Here is a 15,263-nt window from a genome sequence, read left to right as displayed (position 1 = left end):
CGCCGCTGCCTATCGCAAATCGGGAGTCTGGTCAAACAGCCGCTTGTGAGCACTGATGGCATAGGTGTCGGTCATGCCAGCCAGATAGTCGCCGACATGTCGAGCCTTGGCGGCGACGGCGAGGCCGGCGATATGGTCGACCCAATAATGGCTCTGCATCTCCTTGGGATTGTCCATATAGGCACGGAACAGATCCGTAACGATCTGTGCCGCGCCGGCACGGATACGCATGATATCCGGGTGGCGATAAATGCGCTTGAACAGCATCTGCTTGATCTGCTTATCGGTTTCGGCCATCTCGGGCGAGAAAGTCGAGATGATGCGGCCGGCGCCGCGGATATCGGCAACGCTGTCAGGCTTGATCTCGGCGAGCGCTTGCTGTGATACCGCAATCACATCCTCGACCATGCGGGTGATCTGCCGGCGCATGATCTCATGCGTGAACCGGCTCGGCTCCAGATGCGGATAGCGCGCCCTCACCTCCGCCATGAGCCCGGAGAGAAACGGCACCTCCTCCAGCATGTCGAAGGTCAGATAGCCGGAACGAAGGCCGTCATCGATATCATGCGTGTTGTAAGCGATGTCGTCGGCGATCGCCGCAACCTGCGCCTCCAGACTGGCATAGGTGGCAATTTCGAGATCATGGATTTCGCAATAGTCCAGGATGGGCTGCGGCACCGGGCCATGGGTGCCCTTGCCGTCGGGCGTCATCAGCGGACCGTTGTGTTTGACCAGGCCTTCGAGCGTCTCCCAGGTAAGATTGAGCCCGTCGAATTCGGCATAACGCCGCTCGAGCTTCGTCACGATGCGCAGGGATTGCGCATTGTGGTCGAAGCCGCCATAGGGCAGCAGCATCTCGTGCAGCGCGTCTTCGCCGGTGTGCCCGAAGGGCGTGTGGCCGAAATCGTGAACCAGCGCCACGCCTTCGGCCAGATCCTCATCCAGCTTCAGCGCGCGCGCCAGGGCGCGAGCAACCTGCGCAACTTCGATCGTATGCGTCAGGCGCGTGCGGTAGTGATCGCCGTCCTGAGCAATGAACACCTGCGTCTTGTGCTTCAGTCGCCGGAAGGCCGTCGTGTGGACGATCCTGTCGCGGTCACGCTGGAATTCGGAGCGCGTCGGGCTCGCCCCCTCTTCATAGAGCCGGCCTCGCGATGCCCAAGGGTCCGTCGCGTAGGCGGCCTTTTCTCCATAACCGAAACCCAATGCATGCCTGTCGATCGTCATTACCTATCCATTCCGGCATTAGTACCCTGCGCGCTCAAACGCGCGAAGGGCGTTTCATTTCAGTCGGCCAATGGTATTCCTCCAAACATGGAGCAGCCCAGCCCATTGACGTCGCTTTGCAGCCTTCATACCTATAGACAAGAAAACAGCAAAATGGTGTGTGGCTCAACCACGAAACCATAGCTGTCACCGGCCTGACTTTCATGATAAAGGCTATGGATATCAGCCGTTTGAAAGTTCGACGGCGTAATGGTTCTCTCCGGATCTTGACCCCGGCAGGAGGAATGCATGACTGAGACAAACGTAACCCTATCGGACGCCGCGGCAAAGCGAATCGCTGATATCGTCGGCGCAGAGGCTGGCAAACGGGCGCTTCGCGTCGCCGTCGAAGGCGGCGGCTGTTCCGGCTTTTCCTATAAATTCGATCTTGCCGAAGGCCCCGAAGACGATGATATCATTGTCGAAAAGGGTGATGCCACCGTGCTGATCGACCAGTTATCGCTGGTCTACATGGCCGGTTCCGAGATCGATTTCGTCGACAATCTGCTCGGGCAATCCTTTCAGATCAAGAATCCGAATGCTGTCGCAAGCTGTGGCTGCGGCACCAGTTTTTCGATCTGACACGTCAGCTTTTTCCACAGCTTGATCGCCGGCCGGAGGCCTTTGCTCCCGGCCGGCTTTCACATGGGCGGTAGTCAAGTCCACTTGCTGCGGATACAACAAGGCGAAGCAAAGGAACGAGCCGCCCATGAAAATCGCCACCTGGAACATCAACGGCGTCAAAGCGCGTATCGAGAACCTGTGCCAATGGCTGAAGGATTCGAGCCCGGACATCGCCTGCCTGCAGGAGATCAAGACGGTCGACGAAGGTTTTCCGCGCCTGGAGATCGAGGCGCTCGGCTATCATGTCGAGACGCACGGGCAAAAGGGTTTCAACGGCGTTGCGATTCTCTCCAAGGTCAAGCCTGACGAAGTGACGCGCGGCCTGCCCGGTGACGATGGCGATGAGCAAGCCCGCTTCATGGAAGCGGTGTTTTCCATCGAAGGACACGGCGCATTGCGTGTCTGCTGCCTATATTTGCCGAACGGCAACCCGATCGATACGGAAAAATATCCCTACAAACTCGCTTGGATGGAACGTCTGCGAAAATTCGCTGGGGATCGCCTGGCGCTGGAAGAACCGATCATTCTTGCCGGCGACTACAATGTTATCCCGGAGCCGCATGATTGCTTCGACCCGAAGGTATGGGAAAACGATGCGCTGTTCCTGCCCCAGACCCGCCGGGCTTTCCGCCAGCTCGAACATCTCGGCTTCACCGACGCAGTCCGCGCCACCACCGATGCGGTCAAACTCTATTCATTCTGGGATTACCAGGCCGGTGCCTGGCCGAAGAACAACGGCATCCGGATCGACCATCTGATGCTGTCGCCGGAAGCGGCCGATCGCCTTGCGGCGACCGCGATCGAGAAACACGTGCGCGCTTGGGAAAAACCCTCTGACCACGTCCCGGTCATCGCGCATCTCGATTTCAGCAGCTAAGCTTCGATTTCAAACCAATCAGCTGAGTGTCGTCTTAAGGCGCCGGATCAATCGGAACCGGCGACATCCAGCTGGTGCGCCATGGAGACTGCGACACGGCGGTCATTCTCATTAGCCAGCGAGAAAGCCTGCTCCTGCATGTCTTCCATCCAGCTGCAATCCTGCGGTTTGCACTTGTCGAGCGCCGCGGTCAAGAACGCCAGGCCGCGGACGGATTGACCTTCCTGGAACAGGAGATTGCCAAAAACGGCCATGGCACCCGGATGGCCGCTCTTGCGCGCCTGGTTCAGCCACTTCTTCGCCTGCTGCACGTTGGTGGCCCCGCCCTCTCCGGACAACAGCATCTGAGCCAGCTGGAACTGTGCCTCGGGAACACCGAAAGTCGATGCGACCTGGAAATAGAGCTGGCGCGCCTGATTGAGATCGATCTTGACCGGGCTGTTGGCAATGCCGGTCTTGTAGTAGCTGGCAAGGGCGAGCAGCGCGTTGATGAAGAAGCCTGTATCTTCAGAGCCCGGCTCGACGCCCTGCTGGGCAATCTCGCTATAAATCTTGAAGGCTTCGAAATCGTTCTGCGCGACACCGTCGCCATCGGCATACATGTTGGCGAGAGCCCAACGCGAACCGGTATGCCCCTTTTCAGCGGCATATTTGTAGGCTTCGACCGCCTCTTCCTTCTGACCGTTCTTATAGGCCCTGAAGCCGAATTTGAAGAGATCGAACGGCCCCGATTCCTTAGTGACCCCGGCATTGATATCGAATGCCCGGGCTTGGCCCGCCAGCGCCACGGAAGCGGCAAGGGACAGGCTGAGCATCATGACTCTCGCTGATATGAACTCAGACTTAAACATAACAGTCGATTTCTTTCGCTCCATCCGCATCTGCCACGGCGATTCCATATACATCGTCAGATCTGCGAATGTTTTCCCTGACCATGCACGAGACTGCAAAATCCCCCGCGAGGAAGATTCCTGCGGCATTAAAACGATGCCGTTTGCCACATTTGCGACCATAGCCTGCAATTATGTCCAAACCAGCATTTCGGCGGTCATTATCGTATCCGGCGGCCGGAACGGCGTTCCCACTCATCTTCCCGCGGATGATGGTAAACATCGTTCGGTGTGCGGCATTCCCTGGCAGACAACGAATTCCCGGCTGCTTCGGAAGCGCCGCCGCCCCGATCCCGGATTGTTGTTCATGCCAAAGTGGAAGTTCACCCATCAACCGCTTACGCACCCTCTACAAGGCTTACCCCTGTGCCCACGTAATCGCTGCTCCCCATTTGTGGCGGGAAATGGACAAATTGTAATCTGATCACGTGGCCGTAATCTCTTGAAATAGACTGTTGCTAATTCGTCACAAAAATTTGACCGGCCTTGAGGCTTCATTAACCATAACGTGCCCAGGTAGATCATTTTCGAGCGTGTTTCCCCACGGCTTCACAATGAAACGCCGCGAGACCAGGAAGGCTCGCGGCGTACAGATCACTTAAATAAAATATAGTCTTTAATCCAAAGGCTTATCGTTAGAAGCTCACCTTCATCGACGTCTGGAGAGCCGCGACCAAATCATTGCCGAAGCTATAGCTGGCATCGTTGCCGTAGACTATGCCGCCGCGTGTGACCGGCCCGGATTTGCCTGATGTCATCAAGCCGAGCGCACCGCCGAAGTTGAACTGGACATGCTCCGTCGGTTTGTAGGCAACACCCGCACCAAGCGTCCAGGTATCCGAATTCATGCCGTAGCCGTCACTCGTGCCGCGATCCCAGCCCAGGCTGACGGCGCCGCTCCACTTGTCATTGAACTTGTGCCCGATGCCGCCACTAATGGTCCAGCCGTCGCGGTACAGCAGATCAAGCGAGGTGAGCTCCGTGGCACCACCGACCTTGCACGACGTGCCGCGCGTCGATGTCGGGCAAAGAGCGATGCTTTGCAGAATGCTCCAATTCGTCCACTTCACCGAGCCGAAAGCGAGCCAGTCCGGCGCTATGCCGCTTTGCACCTTCCATTCCAGCGAGTCGGGAGCATCGGCCGATCCGAAGACGGACGTGAGCTTGCCAAAGAACGGGCGGATCGGCGGCAGTTCCGTCAGATCGACACTGCCCTTGAGGTTGTCGTACTTGACCCGGCTGTTATAGACGAGACTCGTGCGGAAGGCATATTCCGGTATTTCATAGGCGAGACCGGCGCGCCAGCCCCAGCCGTGACCGTCCACATCAAGCGAACCGACACCATCGTAGACGGAGGAAAGCGGAGCCGGAATGACCGAGACAAGACGGGACTTGAAGCCACTGACTTCCTGATAGAAGCCACCGCCGATCAGACGCAAGTCGCCCGGACCCGCATCGAACTTGTACGAGCAGGTGGCCGCATAATTGTTCGTGCTGACCTTGACCTCGCTCTCATTGTTGGCACCGGCCCAGTTCAGGCCTTCGTTAAGATGCCCACCGAACGGCTGAGAGTAATCAGCCATGCAATCGAGGTCGTCGGTGATGCCGATCTTGAAAGCGACATAGGGCATCGCATAATTTTCCGAGGCATCGGTCGAGTGACTACGACCGTTGAGGTTGCCATCGCTCGGATCGGTATCCTTCGCATTCTTCAGTTTACGGTCGGGCATGACGTAGGTAACGCCGGACTCGAAAACATACCGTCCCTTGTCGAACAGCAGATCGATATCATAGCCGGAACGATCAAGACCGCCCGCAAAAGCGGCGCTTGCGAATGATGAACCGATGATGAGCGCAAATGCCCCCCTCAACGCAACAGAAAATGCCATTGTGTCTCCCCCACCTATGCATTCATTCATTCGATTGTTGCGACGATCGTTTGAATTGGCAATGCGGCCTTTGGGAGCGACAACGACTTTAGGTAACAATTGATTTACGTAAGAAAACGAACTCCATGCCAGAATATCTACAATTTTAGGCAATTTTTGCTTCTGAAATATCATTTTCATCCCCACGTAGATTCTCATTCTTCACGGCAACAAATCTGTTACAATCTGACAACAGTTCCGCTTTTCGACAATACCCACCATATTTGAGGGTAAACCATTTCACCTGTGCGAAACTGGTGGCGGGCCAAAGACATATTTTCTCCAGTCAATCCAAGTCGAATCGACGGACAAACAAAAGGGCACGCGACTTTCGTCGGCGTGCCCTTTTGTTGGATAAAAGCCTTGGTTTTCAGGCGGCTTCGCTGACCCGGGCAAGCGCCACCTTCAGACTGGCAAGCTGCCCTTCGAGCTCGCCGAGACGTTCACGCTCGGCGGCGACGATGTCCGGGTTCGCGTTGGCGACGAACTTCTCGTTCGAGAGCTTGCCGACGATACGAGCGATCTCCTGCTCGTTCTTGGCAATCGCCTTTTCGAGACGGCCTTTTTCTGCGGAAAGGTCGATAAGGTTGCCGAGCGGCAGGCAGACCGTCGCCTCGCCGACAATGATCTGGGCAGCCCCCTTCGGCGCGGTATCGGCGAGCGAAATCGCCTCGACGCGCGCCAGTCGCTTGATGGCGGCGTCGTGACGGAACAGGCGCTCGCGCGTCAAGCCGTTGGAGCCGACGACGACCAATGGCGCGGTGGCCGCCGGCGGCACATTCATTTCCGAACGTACGGAGCGCAGGCCGGAAACAAGATCGATCAGCCAGTTGATCTCGTCGGCCGCGACATCGTCCGCATAGGAGGGAGCCGGCCAGTCGGCATGGCAGATCAGGCCGTCACGCTCCTGCCCCTCGCCTGCCGTATGCGCCCAGAGTTCTTCGGTCATGAAGGGCATGAAGGGATGCAGCAGCTTGTAGGTCTCTTCGAGAACATAGGCCGCGCAGGACTGCGCCTCGGCCTTGGCGTTGTCGTCGTTACCACCGAAGATCGGCTTCAACAGTTCGAGATACCAGTCGCAGAACTGATTCCAGATGAAGCGATAGAGCACGCTCGCGGCATCGTTGAAGCGATAGGATTCCAGCGCCTCGGTCACGTCTAGCTCCGTGCGCGCAAGCTCGGTCAGGATCCAGCGATTGATGGTGAGCTCGGCCGCTTCCGGCACGAAATGCGGATCGCTCTTGGCACCGTTCATCTCGGCAAAGCGCGTGGCATTCCACAGCTTGGTGCCGAAATTGCGGTAGCCGGCAATGCGGGCCGGATCGAGCTTCACGTCGCGGCCCTGCGCCGCCATGATCGCCAGCGTGAAACGCAGCGAATCTGCGCCGTACTGGTCGATCAGTTCGAGCGGATCAATTACGTTGCCCTTGGACTTCGACATCTTCTGCCCGTTCTTGTCGCGCACCAGGGCGTGCACATAGACGGTGCTGAACGGCTCGACGGGCTCACCATTCTCGTCCTTCATGAAATGAAGACCCATCATCATCATGCGGGCGACCCAGAAAAAGATGATGTCGAAACCGGTGACGAGCACATTGGTGGGATAGTAACGCGCCAGTTCCGGCGTCTCATCCGGCCAGCCGAGCGTCGAGAAAGGCCAAAGCGCCGACGAGAACCATGTGTCGAGAACGTCTTCGTCACGCGTCAGGATTTCGCCCGGCTTGAAGTTTTCCAGCAGGTCCTCGACATAGGCCTTCATCGGCCCTTCATGGGACAGGTAATGCTGGATTGCCGCCTGCAGCGCCTCTTCCTCAGTCTTTTCGACGAAGACCTGTCCATCCGGTCCGTACCAGGCCGGGATCTGATGACCCCACCAGAGCTGGCGCGAAACGCACCATGGCTGAATATTCTCCATCCAGTCGTAATAGGTCTTGTCCCAGCTCTTCGGAACAAGCTTGGTACGGCCTTCGCGGACGGAAGCGATTGCCGGTTCGGCGAGGGTCTTGGCGTCGACATACCACTGCTCGGTCAAGCGCGGTTCGATCGGCACGCCGCCGCGGTCGCCATGCGGAACCGTGTGCTTGTGCGGCTCGACCTTGTCGAGCAGGCCAGCCTCCTCGAAGATGCGGACAATGATCTTGCGCGCCTCGAAACGGTCCTTGCCTTCCAGCTCATCCCAGGCGCCATGCAGCGCGGCGGGATGATCCAGGCCCTCGAGGAAGTCTTCGTTGTCCTTGATGGTGATGGTCGCTTCCGGCGTCAGAATGTTGACGACACGCAGACCCCGGCGCTTGCCGACGTCGAAGTCGTTGAAATCATGCGCCGGCGTCATCTTGACCGCGCCCGTTCCCGCCGTGGGGTCCGGATATTCGTCGGCGACGATCGGGATGCGGCGGCCGACGATCGGCAGAATGACATGCTTGCCGACGATCGCCTTGTAGCGCTCGTCGTCCGGGTTGACGGCAACGCCGGTATCGCCGAGCATGGTTTCGGGTCGGGTGGTGGCAACGACGAGATAGTCGCGCGTTTCCCATTCCGTCGGCTTGCCGTTCTCGTCGAAAGCAATCGGATGCTGGTAGGTGACGCCCTCCTCCAGCGGATAGCGCAGATGCCAGAGATTGCCGTTGATCTCATGCTGTTCGACCTCGATGTCCGAAATCGCGGTCAGCATCTTCGGGTCCCAGTTGACCAGCCGCTTGTCGCGATAGATCAGACCTTCCTTGTAAAGCGTGACGAAGACTTCGAGAACGGCCTTCGACAAGCCCTCGTCCATGGTGAAGCGTTCGCGCGACCAGTCGCAGGAGGCGCCAAGACGCTTCAACTGGTTGAAGATCAAGCCGCCGGACTCTTCCTTCCATTCCCAGACCTTTTCGATGAACGCCTCGCGACCGATCTTGTGACGATCCGGCTGCTGTCTCTCGGCCAGGCGGCGCTCGACGACCATCTGCGTGGCGATGCCGGCGTGGTCCATGCCGGGCTGCCACAGCACGTCCTTGCCGCGCATACGCTCGAACCGCACCATGATGTCCTGCAGCGTGTTATTCAACGCATGACCCATGTGCAGTGAGCCGGTAACGTTCGGCGGCGGGATGACGATCGTGAAGGTTTCCGCGCCTGGCTTGGCGTTCGCACCGGCGCGAAATGCGTCGGCCTCATCCCATTTTTGGGCGATCTTCGGTTCGACGGTGGCGGAATCATATGTTTTGTCGAGCATTTTGGGACCGGATCTAGAGGACTGGATGATGCGGGTTGTAAATAGGATGGCTGTGAGCAAGTCAATAAAAAAGCCGCCCCGGAGGCCGGAGCGGCGGATCGTCTAGCCGAAGCCCAGGCTGTCAGCGGCGCGGGCCGCGGGCCACTCGCTCGATCTCTTCGCGCACGAGACGCTCAACCAGCGTCGGCAGATTGTCGTCAAGCCATTCCTGCAGCATGGGCCGCAGCATTTCCTGGGCCAATTCATCGAGGGAGCGACGCGGGCCACCTTCAACAACGGCAGCGAGCTCGTCAAACGAGCGGGCGACCTGCGCGCCGGCGGTTTCCGACATCAACGGCGACGTATGTTGCACCTGCTCAGAGAAATCTTCGGTTTCAGCGGCGACGGATGCGCGCAGTTCCGGCGCGTCGAAAATCGGCATCTCCACGGGAGCGGCCACCTGTGGGGCAGCGGGAGCCTCAGGCACTTTCCGCTCCTCCAGTTCCGGTTCCATCGTGGAGGCCGACGCAACTTCGGGCATTGGAAGAATGGCTGACGGCGCCGAGTCGGTAACGGCGTTTCGCAGCGGGAAGTCCGCAACGCGCTCGCCACGAGCTTCGGCAAGACGCGCAGCCATGGCCGGCGGCAGTTCGCGCGGTTGCGGCAGCTCGCGTCCAGCGCTCAGCAGCGCGGCATTGCGCTCCGAAGCGGCGCGAACGCGTGCTGCGACATCGGCAAGCGACAGGCCACGGTCCGCGCTTTGCGGCTCGGCGACAGGCATCTGCGAATTTGCGGCAACAAAACGCGGCTCGGCTTCTGCGGCCAGTGCTCGATCCGCCGCGGCGAACTCCTCATCGACAGTCAGGCGAATATCGTCATCGCGGGCGCCGGAGTTGGTAAAATTCGTAGAGGAAATGGGCTTGGCGCCCCCGGGCTCGTTGCTTTCGATGATTCTGCGGATCGAAGCCAGAATCTCTTCCATGGACGGTTCACGCACTACATTTGGCTGAGCCATATTCATCCCCGTATTCCCATATTCAACGATCGGAAACTCGCAGAAAGAAGCACCCGAATCAGGGTCACCCTAGATGAGTGTCCTCGGGAAAAAAATCACCGTGAAAGCACTAAACCCGGTGATGCACAGTTTTGTTACGATCGCTGCGAATCGCACTGCATTTGCGATTCTGCCACATGTCGGCGCAATAAAAAACAGGCGCCCGGAGGCGCCTGTTGCGAACGCATCGTCGATCGCTCAAACGATCAGAATACGAATTCCTTGGCCTTGGCAAAGCCCGGCAGCGGCTTGATCGACGCGTTGAAAAAGACGTTTTCCGAAAAGGCGCCGCGTTCACGCATGAAAACTGTGGCGCGTGCGGCATGGCCATAGCCCAATACCGCGATGAGGCGGCCGTCTTCACCGAGTTGATCAAGAAGCGCCTGCGGCACCTGCTCGACCGAACCATCGACAAAAATGACATTGAAGGGCGCGCTGCCGGCGTGGCCCTTTTCAAGATCGCCGGTCACGACAGTCACGTTGTCGTAGCCGAGCGCGGCAAGATTGGCCTTGGCCTGAGCCGCAAGATCCTCGTCGGCTTCCAGAGCCACGACCTTATCCGCAATAAGCGACAGGATGGCCGAGACATATCCCGTGCCGCAACCGACATCGAGGACCTTGTCCTCTTTGGTGATGACGCCGAGCTGCAGGAGCTTTGCCAGCGGCGAGGCTTCCATGAGGAAGCGTGCGGCCTTGCCGGCGGCGGCCGGGGCAATCTCGATATCGCAATCTACATAAGCCAGGAGCTTCGATTTCTCCGGCACGAAATTTTCGCGCGGCACCGCGAAAAATGCATTCAACACGGAATGGGAGGTGACATCCGTCGTGCGGATCTGGTTCTCGACCATCTTCACGCGTGCTGCTTCGAAATCCATCATATCCTCTTGCGCCCTTTACGCCCCAGATAGGCCGGCTTTGCTTCAGTGCTAAGCGTGTCTTAATCGCGTGCGGCCAAGCTTTCAAGGCATCGTGGCAACCGGGGTGGAGATTCATCGCCATGCGTCTCCAACGAACAACAGCCGCGGTGTTCAAATGCCGATCGAGCCGTCTCCATTGCCCTTATCCGTTGCGGCGATGGAATTTCCTGGACGGAGGATGCAATTGAGCGCATGGCTTGCGGCGGCGCCTATCTTGTCGTGAACAAGAGAGAAAGGCGCTCCATAGCGGGACGCCCGTTAAGCAAATCTTAACGCCGCAGGACCACGCTCAACTACCCGAAGCCATCCGGGTTAAGATCAAATTTCAAAAGAAGGCTGGCTGAATGTCCATTTCTCTTGTTCTTTTCGTCGCAACCTCCCTGCCACTGGTCGTTTTCCTGGCCGCCAGTCTTTCTTCGATGATGTAGGTCACAGAATGAGGCTTTCGCCCTCCACCGCAGCCTTGCTTATCCTTCTTGCACCCCAGGCCGCCCTCAGCGACGAAGCACCGCAAGCGGCGGCACCGATTATCGGACATCTCGTCACCGGCAAACAGCTTGACGAATGGTGCGAAGAGAATCGGGCGCTTGCCTCCGTCTATATCCAGGGAATCCTCGACGAAGCTCAGCGCACAAAAAATCTGACGATTCGGGCCACCAAGCAAACGCCGAAGAACTCATCGCGCTATGAGCATTATCTTCAACAGTTTGTCGGCGCCTTTTGCCTCCCCTCCGATCTCAGCAACGCCAAAGCGACCGCGATCGCGTGCAAGTGGATGGCGGAGCATTCATGGCAGCTCGAGCGCCCCGCCAGTGCGTTAATCGCGCGCTCCTACAAATTCGCTTTTCCATGCCTGGAAGAGTAGACGGCAAAGCATCGAGCATCCCTACCCGCTGCAGGCGGCCAGCAAGCTGTTACTCGCAGCGAAAAAAGAGCGATATTCAGAGCGAGGCCCTTGCGCCCATTCAAGATTCGTTCTAAACGCCCGCCATCACTCGCCTTTATATATCGGATGGCCTCGTGGCGGAGTGGTTACGCAGAGGACTGCAAATCCTTGCATCCCGGTTCGATTCCGGGCGAGGCCTCCATCCTTCCCCTTTTTCCATCATAAGCACTTGAGAAATCATTGGATTTTTTTGGGGCGCGGCAATTTTGGCAGGAGTCATTCGCCGCAGCGAAACGGGGCGTGGCAATCGCCCCCCGACTACATTTTTGGGTTTAAAGTTCACTTCCTGTTCACCTCACAGTTACTAAGGTTCCCTTGCGAATAACAAGGAAACAACCAATGAAGAAGATATTCATCGTCGCCATGGCTGCCACAATGCTCGCAGCACCCCTCGCCAATGCGCAGGAATGGCCGCGTCACCATCGCGATCGGTCTGGAGAGGTTCACCGGAATATGCCTCAGAGAGGACAAGACCGTCCTGGATGGGGGCCGCACCATGGCCGGGACGAGCGTGGCTACTATCACGGATATCGGGGCTACCGCGACCGTCGACCCGGCTACCGTCGCCATAGCGACGGCCTTTGGTATCCGGCAGCAGCCTTCGCGCTTGGTGCCATTATCGGTGGCGCGTTGAATAATTAAACTGTCAGGACCGAAACTTCTCGTGGAACGTGCCATTCAACTGGACGTCGACCATGAAAGGGAGACGAACACACAAAGCCGGGGCGAACGCTCCGGCTTTTTTCAAATCACGACCAAATGGATTCGCGAAATTCAAACAAGACGTGCAGCGTAATCACGCCGCGCCGAGATCACGATGGTAAATCGCGAGCGCCTGTAGAAGGCCTCGATTTCTCGCTCGAAGAGCTCCATGGAGAAAACAGCCCATGGCTCATAGTGCCGCTGAAAGTTTTCAGCGCGATGCCGACCAAGTGATCTGAGAATGCCGACGAGTCGCCAATTTACAAATCCCATTGCTTCACTTTCGGAGCGAGATCCGGCCCATGGCCTTCGTGTGGTCCACCATGCCGGATCTCTGCCGCATTATCTGCCGACGGTATGGGAATAGATAATCGCCAACCGCACACGTGGGGAATACAAATCGAATTTCATGACGTTACATGCGTTTGGTTTGCCGATGGGTCGTCGATCCCTGGCTTAATATCGAGCCAGCGGCGGTGTCGGACTTCTGCGTCGGTAGAGAGACCATGCGCCGGTGACCGCTGCATCGATCGTCTTATTTCGTCCCGCGTTAGCCCATCCCGCGTCACAAGCGTCACCATTCAAGCGAATGCCTGCAACGCAAAGGCGCTTGATCGCTTGCCGCACTCCCCCTGGCTACAACTTCCACGAAGGCGGCTAAAGGGCCTGTATAATCAGCTTACCCGGCGAATTGCGTCATTTTTGCAACAAAGCTTTTTTTCGAATAGCACGCACATAGTTCGGAAACCTTAGTATCTTGCCAAATCAGCAAAGCAGGTTCAGGTAATAGTTCGTGAAGCTTATTACTTCGCAGCTACTGATAGGGAACATGAACGGGATGGGGTTGGGCACGTCGTCTTTTCGACGGGTTATCTCATACCCAATCAAGAAAGATTGGAGTTATTATGAACATCAAGAGCCTTCTTCTCGGCTCCGCTGCTGCGCTGGCAGCAGTATCCGGCGCTCATGCGGCCGACGCGATCGTTGCCGCTGAGCCGGAGCCGCTCGAATACGTTCGCATCTGCGACGCTTACGGCGCTGGCTACTTCTTCATCCCAGGCACCGAAACCTGCCTCAAGATCGGCGGCAAGGTCCGCACGGAAGGCGAGTGGTACAACGCCTATAATCGCGTCAGCAGGCAGGGTACGCTGTGGCACACCCGTGCAGAGCTGAATGTCGACACCGCGACGGACACCGAATACGGTCCGCTGAAGACCGAGACCATCGTCCGTTGGGACTGGAACGACGGCGGCTCCACCAGCACGAACCTGCTGTGGTCCTACATCAGCCTCGGCGGCTTCACCGTTGGTAAGAAGGACTCCCAGTACAACCTGTACATGGGTTACGCCGGTGACGTCATCAACGACGACGTGATCTATGACGGTCCATACGAACTCAACCAGTTGACCTATGAATATGACGCCGGCAACGGCTTCTCGGCTGTTATCTCGCTCGAAGATAGCAACTCCGCTTCCGATTCGACGACTTACGACGGTGCTTGGGAACAGTCGAGGTCCAACCACTACGCCCCGAACGTCGTTGGCGGTCTCGGCTTCAAGTCTGGCGCGTGGGGCTTCAAGGTCGTCGGCGGTTATGACTCCATCGTCGAAGAAGGTGCTGTCAAGGCTCGTATCGATGCCGACTTCGGCTTCCTCACGGCCTTCCTGATGGGCGGCTACAACACGGACGGCAAGAAGCTGAACCAGTATGCCGGCTCGAACCAGGACATCTCTGCTTGCACGGCGCCGAACGGCACCGTCAATGGCTCGAAGTGCGGCTGGGGCGATTGGGCAGTTTGGGGCGGCGTCGGCGTTCCGATCAACGAAAAGCTGAAGTGGAACCTCCAGCTCGCCTATACCGACTCGAAGATCTTCGAAGCAACCACGAACCTCAAGTTCAACCCGGTCAAGAACCTCCTGGTCGAGCCGGAATTGACCTACGTTCATTATGACTATGCCAAGGACGATACCGTCTCCGGCATTCTCCGCTTCGAACGCAACTTCTAACCTGATCTGACTTGACCTCCGATCAGAGAAGGAAGGGGTCCGGCTTTCCCTGCCGGCCCCCTTTTTTCTTGACCAGCGGCTCCTGAAGTCAAGCCCCTGCGAGCAAAACGTGTTGCGACCATCCCCGATCAACCAGAAGGGGGAACCTTGTCGCGGCGATAGCGTTTACTGCTCAAGGGCATATGACTGAATAAAGGAGTTATCATTTTGAAAAACCTCGCTTCGATCGCTTTGACCGCCGCGCTTGCCGTAGGCTCGCTGCTGTCGGTCACCATGCCGACGATGGCAGCGCCGCCCCGCGCTTCACCCGCGACGGCTTCAGATATTGTTCTGGTTCAAGAGCAGGGAACGCGCTGGCACCCGGATTCATATGACAATCGCCGCCGCTGGCGCGGTCATGATCGCCGTCATTGGCACGAGGATCGCGGATGGGACCGTGGCCGCCAGCGGGACGGTGGCTGGCGCGGGGACAGTGGCTGGCGCGACGACCGCCGCTATCATCGCCGGCATCAAAGCGGCGTAATATTCGAAATTCGTCCTTAATGCATCGGGACGAAAGTCCCGCAGGTCCCTCTTCATAGAGTTCCAGAAACGAAACGGCCGCTGCCGAGGATATCGGTAGCGGCCGACTTGCAATCAGAGGGGATTTTGCGCCAGTTCGAAGCTTCTACCGATTAACGGCAGACGCGTTCCTTGCGAATGACCCAGTGGCCATGAACTCTGTGCTTCACCTTCTTCATATAGCAATGGTGATGGTGACGATGATGCATCGGAGCCGCCTCGGACGGTGCGCTGACGGCAACGACCGATGCCAGTGCAAGTGCAGAAGCAAGAATCAGGTTTTTCATGTTGAACCTCTA

General features: G+C 57.8%; 14 protein-coding genes and 1 tRNA gene. 7 read left to right on the top strand and 8 right to left on the bottom strand.

Going from position 1 to position 15,263, the window contains the following annotated elements:
- Positions 1 to 9: 9 nt before the first annotated feature.
- Positions 10 to 1,227: a deoxyguanosinetriphosphate triphosphohydrolase gene (locus tag GA0061101_RS12620; RefSeq protein WP_037201776.1), complete on the bottom strand. Its 1,218-nt coding sequence runs from the start codon at positions 1,225 to 1,227 to the stop codon at positions 10 to 12.
- 288 nt (positions 1,228 to 1,515) lie between these two features.
- Here GA0061101_RS12620 and erpA point away from each other — a divergent pair, with 288 nt between their 5' ends.
- Positions 1,516 to 1,848: an iron-sulfur cluster insertion protein ErpA gene (gene erpA, locus GA0061101_RS12615; RefSeq protein WP_034505246.1), complete on the top strand. Its 333-nt coding sequence runs from the start codon at positions 1,516 to 1,518 to the stop codon at positions 1,846 to 1,848.
- Positions 1,849 to 1,975: 127 nt separating this feature from the next.
- The gene (xth, locus tag GA0061101_RS12610) at positions 1,976 to 2,767 is read left to right on the top strand and encodes an exodeoxyribonuclease III (protein ID WP_037201772.1); all 792 of its coding nucleotides are present in this window, start codon (positions 1,976 to 1,978) and stop codon (positions 2,765 to 2,767) included.
- Between the two features lie 47 nt (positions 2,768 to 2,814).
- Here the strand turns inward: xth and exoR are convergent, their stop codons facing one another.
- The 6 genes from exoR to GA0061101_RS12585 all read right to left on the bottom strand — a co-directional run bounded on the left by exoR (position 2,815) and on the right by GA0061101_RS12585 (position 10,710).
- A complete protein-coding gene (gene exoR, locus GA0061101_RS12605; protein ID WP_037202801.1) occupies positions 2,815 to 3,618 on the bottom strand; it encodes an exopolysaccharide production regulator ExoR in 804 nt (267 codons plus the stop codon).
- Complete coding sequence (locus GA0061101_RS38610; protein WP_131512068.1) at positions 3,611 to 3,988, bottom strand: hypothetical protein; 378 nt, start codon at positions 3,986 to 3,988, stop codon at positions 3,611 to 3,613. The genes exoR and GA0061101_RS38610 overlap by 8 nt, the downstream gene beginning before the upstream one ends.
- 304 nt (positions 3,989 to 4,292) lie before the next feature.
- Positions 4,293 to 5,546 carry an OmpP1/FadL family transporter gene (locus tag GA0061101_RS12600; RefSeq protein ID WP_047638021.1) on the bottom strand — a complete coding sequence of 418 codons (1,254 nt, stop codon included), beginning with the start codon at positions 5,544 to 5,546 and terminating at the stop codon, positions 4,293 to 4,295.
- A 409-nt stretch (positions 5,547 to 5,955) separates the two neighbouring features.
- Positions 5,956 to 8,799 carry a valine--tRNA ligase gene (locus GA0061101_RS12595; protein WP_037201768.1) on the bottom strand — a complete coding sequence of 948 codons (2,844 nt, stop codon included), beginning with the start codon at positions 8,797 to 8,799 and terminating at the stop codon, positions 5,956 to 5,958.
- 121 nt (positions 8,800 to 8,920) lie between these two features.
- A complete protein-coding gene (locus GA0061101_RS12590) occupies positions 8,921 to 9,793 on the bottom strand; it encodes a PopZ family protein (protein ID WP_037202800.1) in 873 nt (290 codons plus the stop codon).
- A 245-nt stretch (positions 9,794 to 10,038) separates the two neighbouring features.
- Entirely contained in the window at positions 10,039 to 10,710 is a 672-nt protein-coding gene (locus GA0061101_RS12585; RefSeq protein WP_173410756.1) for a protein-L-isoaspartate O-methyltransferase family protein, read from the bottom strand.
- 475 nt (positions 10,711 to 11,185) lie between these two features.
- Between GA0061101_RS12585 and GA0061101_RS12580 the strand changes: the two genes are divergently transcribed.
- The 5 genes from GA0061101_RS12580 to GA0061101_RS39355 all read left to right on the top strand — a co-directional run bounded on the left by GA0061101_RS12580 (position 11,186) and on the right by GA0061101_RS39355 (position 14,926).
- Positions 11,186 to 11,614, top strand: coding sequence for a Rap1a/Tai family immunity protein (locus tag GA0061101_RS12580; protein WP_037201764.1), 429 nt, complete (start codon positions 11,186 to 11,188; stop codon positions 11,612 to 11,614).
- A 149-nt stretch (positions 11,615 to 11,763) separates the two neighbouring features.
- Positions 11,764 to 11,837 (top strand) — tRNA-Cys (locus GA0061101_RS12575).
- Between the two features lie 197 nt (positions 11,838 to 12,034).
- Positions 12,035 to 12,337, top strand: a complete 303-nt coding sequence (locus GA0061101_RS39835; protein ID WP_092573671.1) for a hypothetical protein — start codon at positions 12,035 to 12,037, stop codon at positions 12,335 to 12,337.
- 965 nt (positions 12,338 to 13,302) lie between these two features.
- The gene (locus GA0061101_RS12560) at positions 13,303 to 14,403 is read left to right on the top strand and encodes a porin (protein ID WP_037201757.1); all 1,101 of its coding nucleotides are present in this window, start codon (positions 13,303 to 13,305) and stop codon (positions 14,401 to 14,403) included.
- Between the two features lie 370 nt (positions 14,404 to 14,773).
- Positions 14,774 to 14,926 (top strand): hypothetical protein, encoded by a 153-nt coding sequence (locus GA0061101_RS39355; RefSeq protein ID WP_167669544.1) that lies wholly within the window; start codon positions 14,774 to 14,776, stop codon positions 14,924 to 14,926.
- A gap of 151 nt (positions 14,927 to 15,077) precedes the next feature.
- On the opposite strand, the gene GA0061101_RS39350 is transcribed toward GA0061101_RS39355, so the two are convergent.
- Complete coding sequence (locus GA0061101_RS39350) at positions 15,078 to 15,251, bottom strand: hypothetical protein (RefSeq protein WP_167669543.1); 174 nt, start codon at positions 15,249 to 15,251, stop codon at positions 15,078 to 15,080.
- Positions 15,252 to 15,263: the final 12 nt, after the last annotated feature.

Origin of the sequence: Martinezella lusitana (assembly GCF_900094565.1) — a bacterium.
In the GTDB taxonomy this organism is placed as follows: domain Bacteria; phylum Pseudomonadota; class Alphaproteobacteria; order Rhizobiales; family Rhizobiaceae; genus Rhizobium; species Rhizobium lusitanum.
Note: the sequence above shows the minus strand (reverse complement) of the source record. Positions and strands in the feature narration are given on the sequence as shown.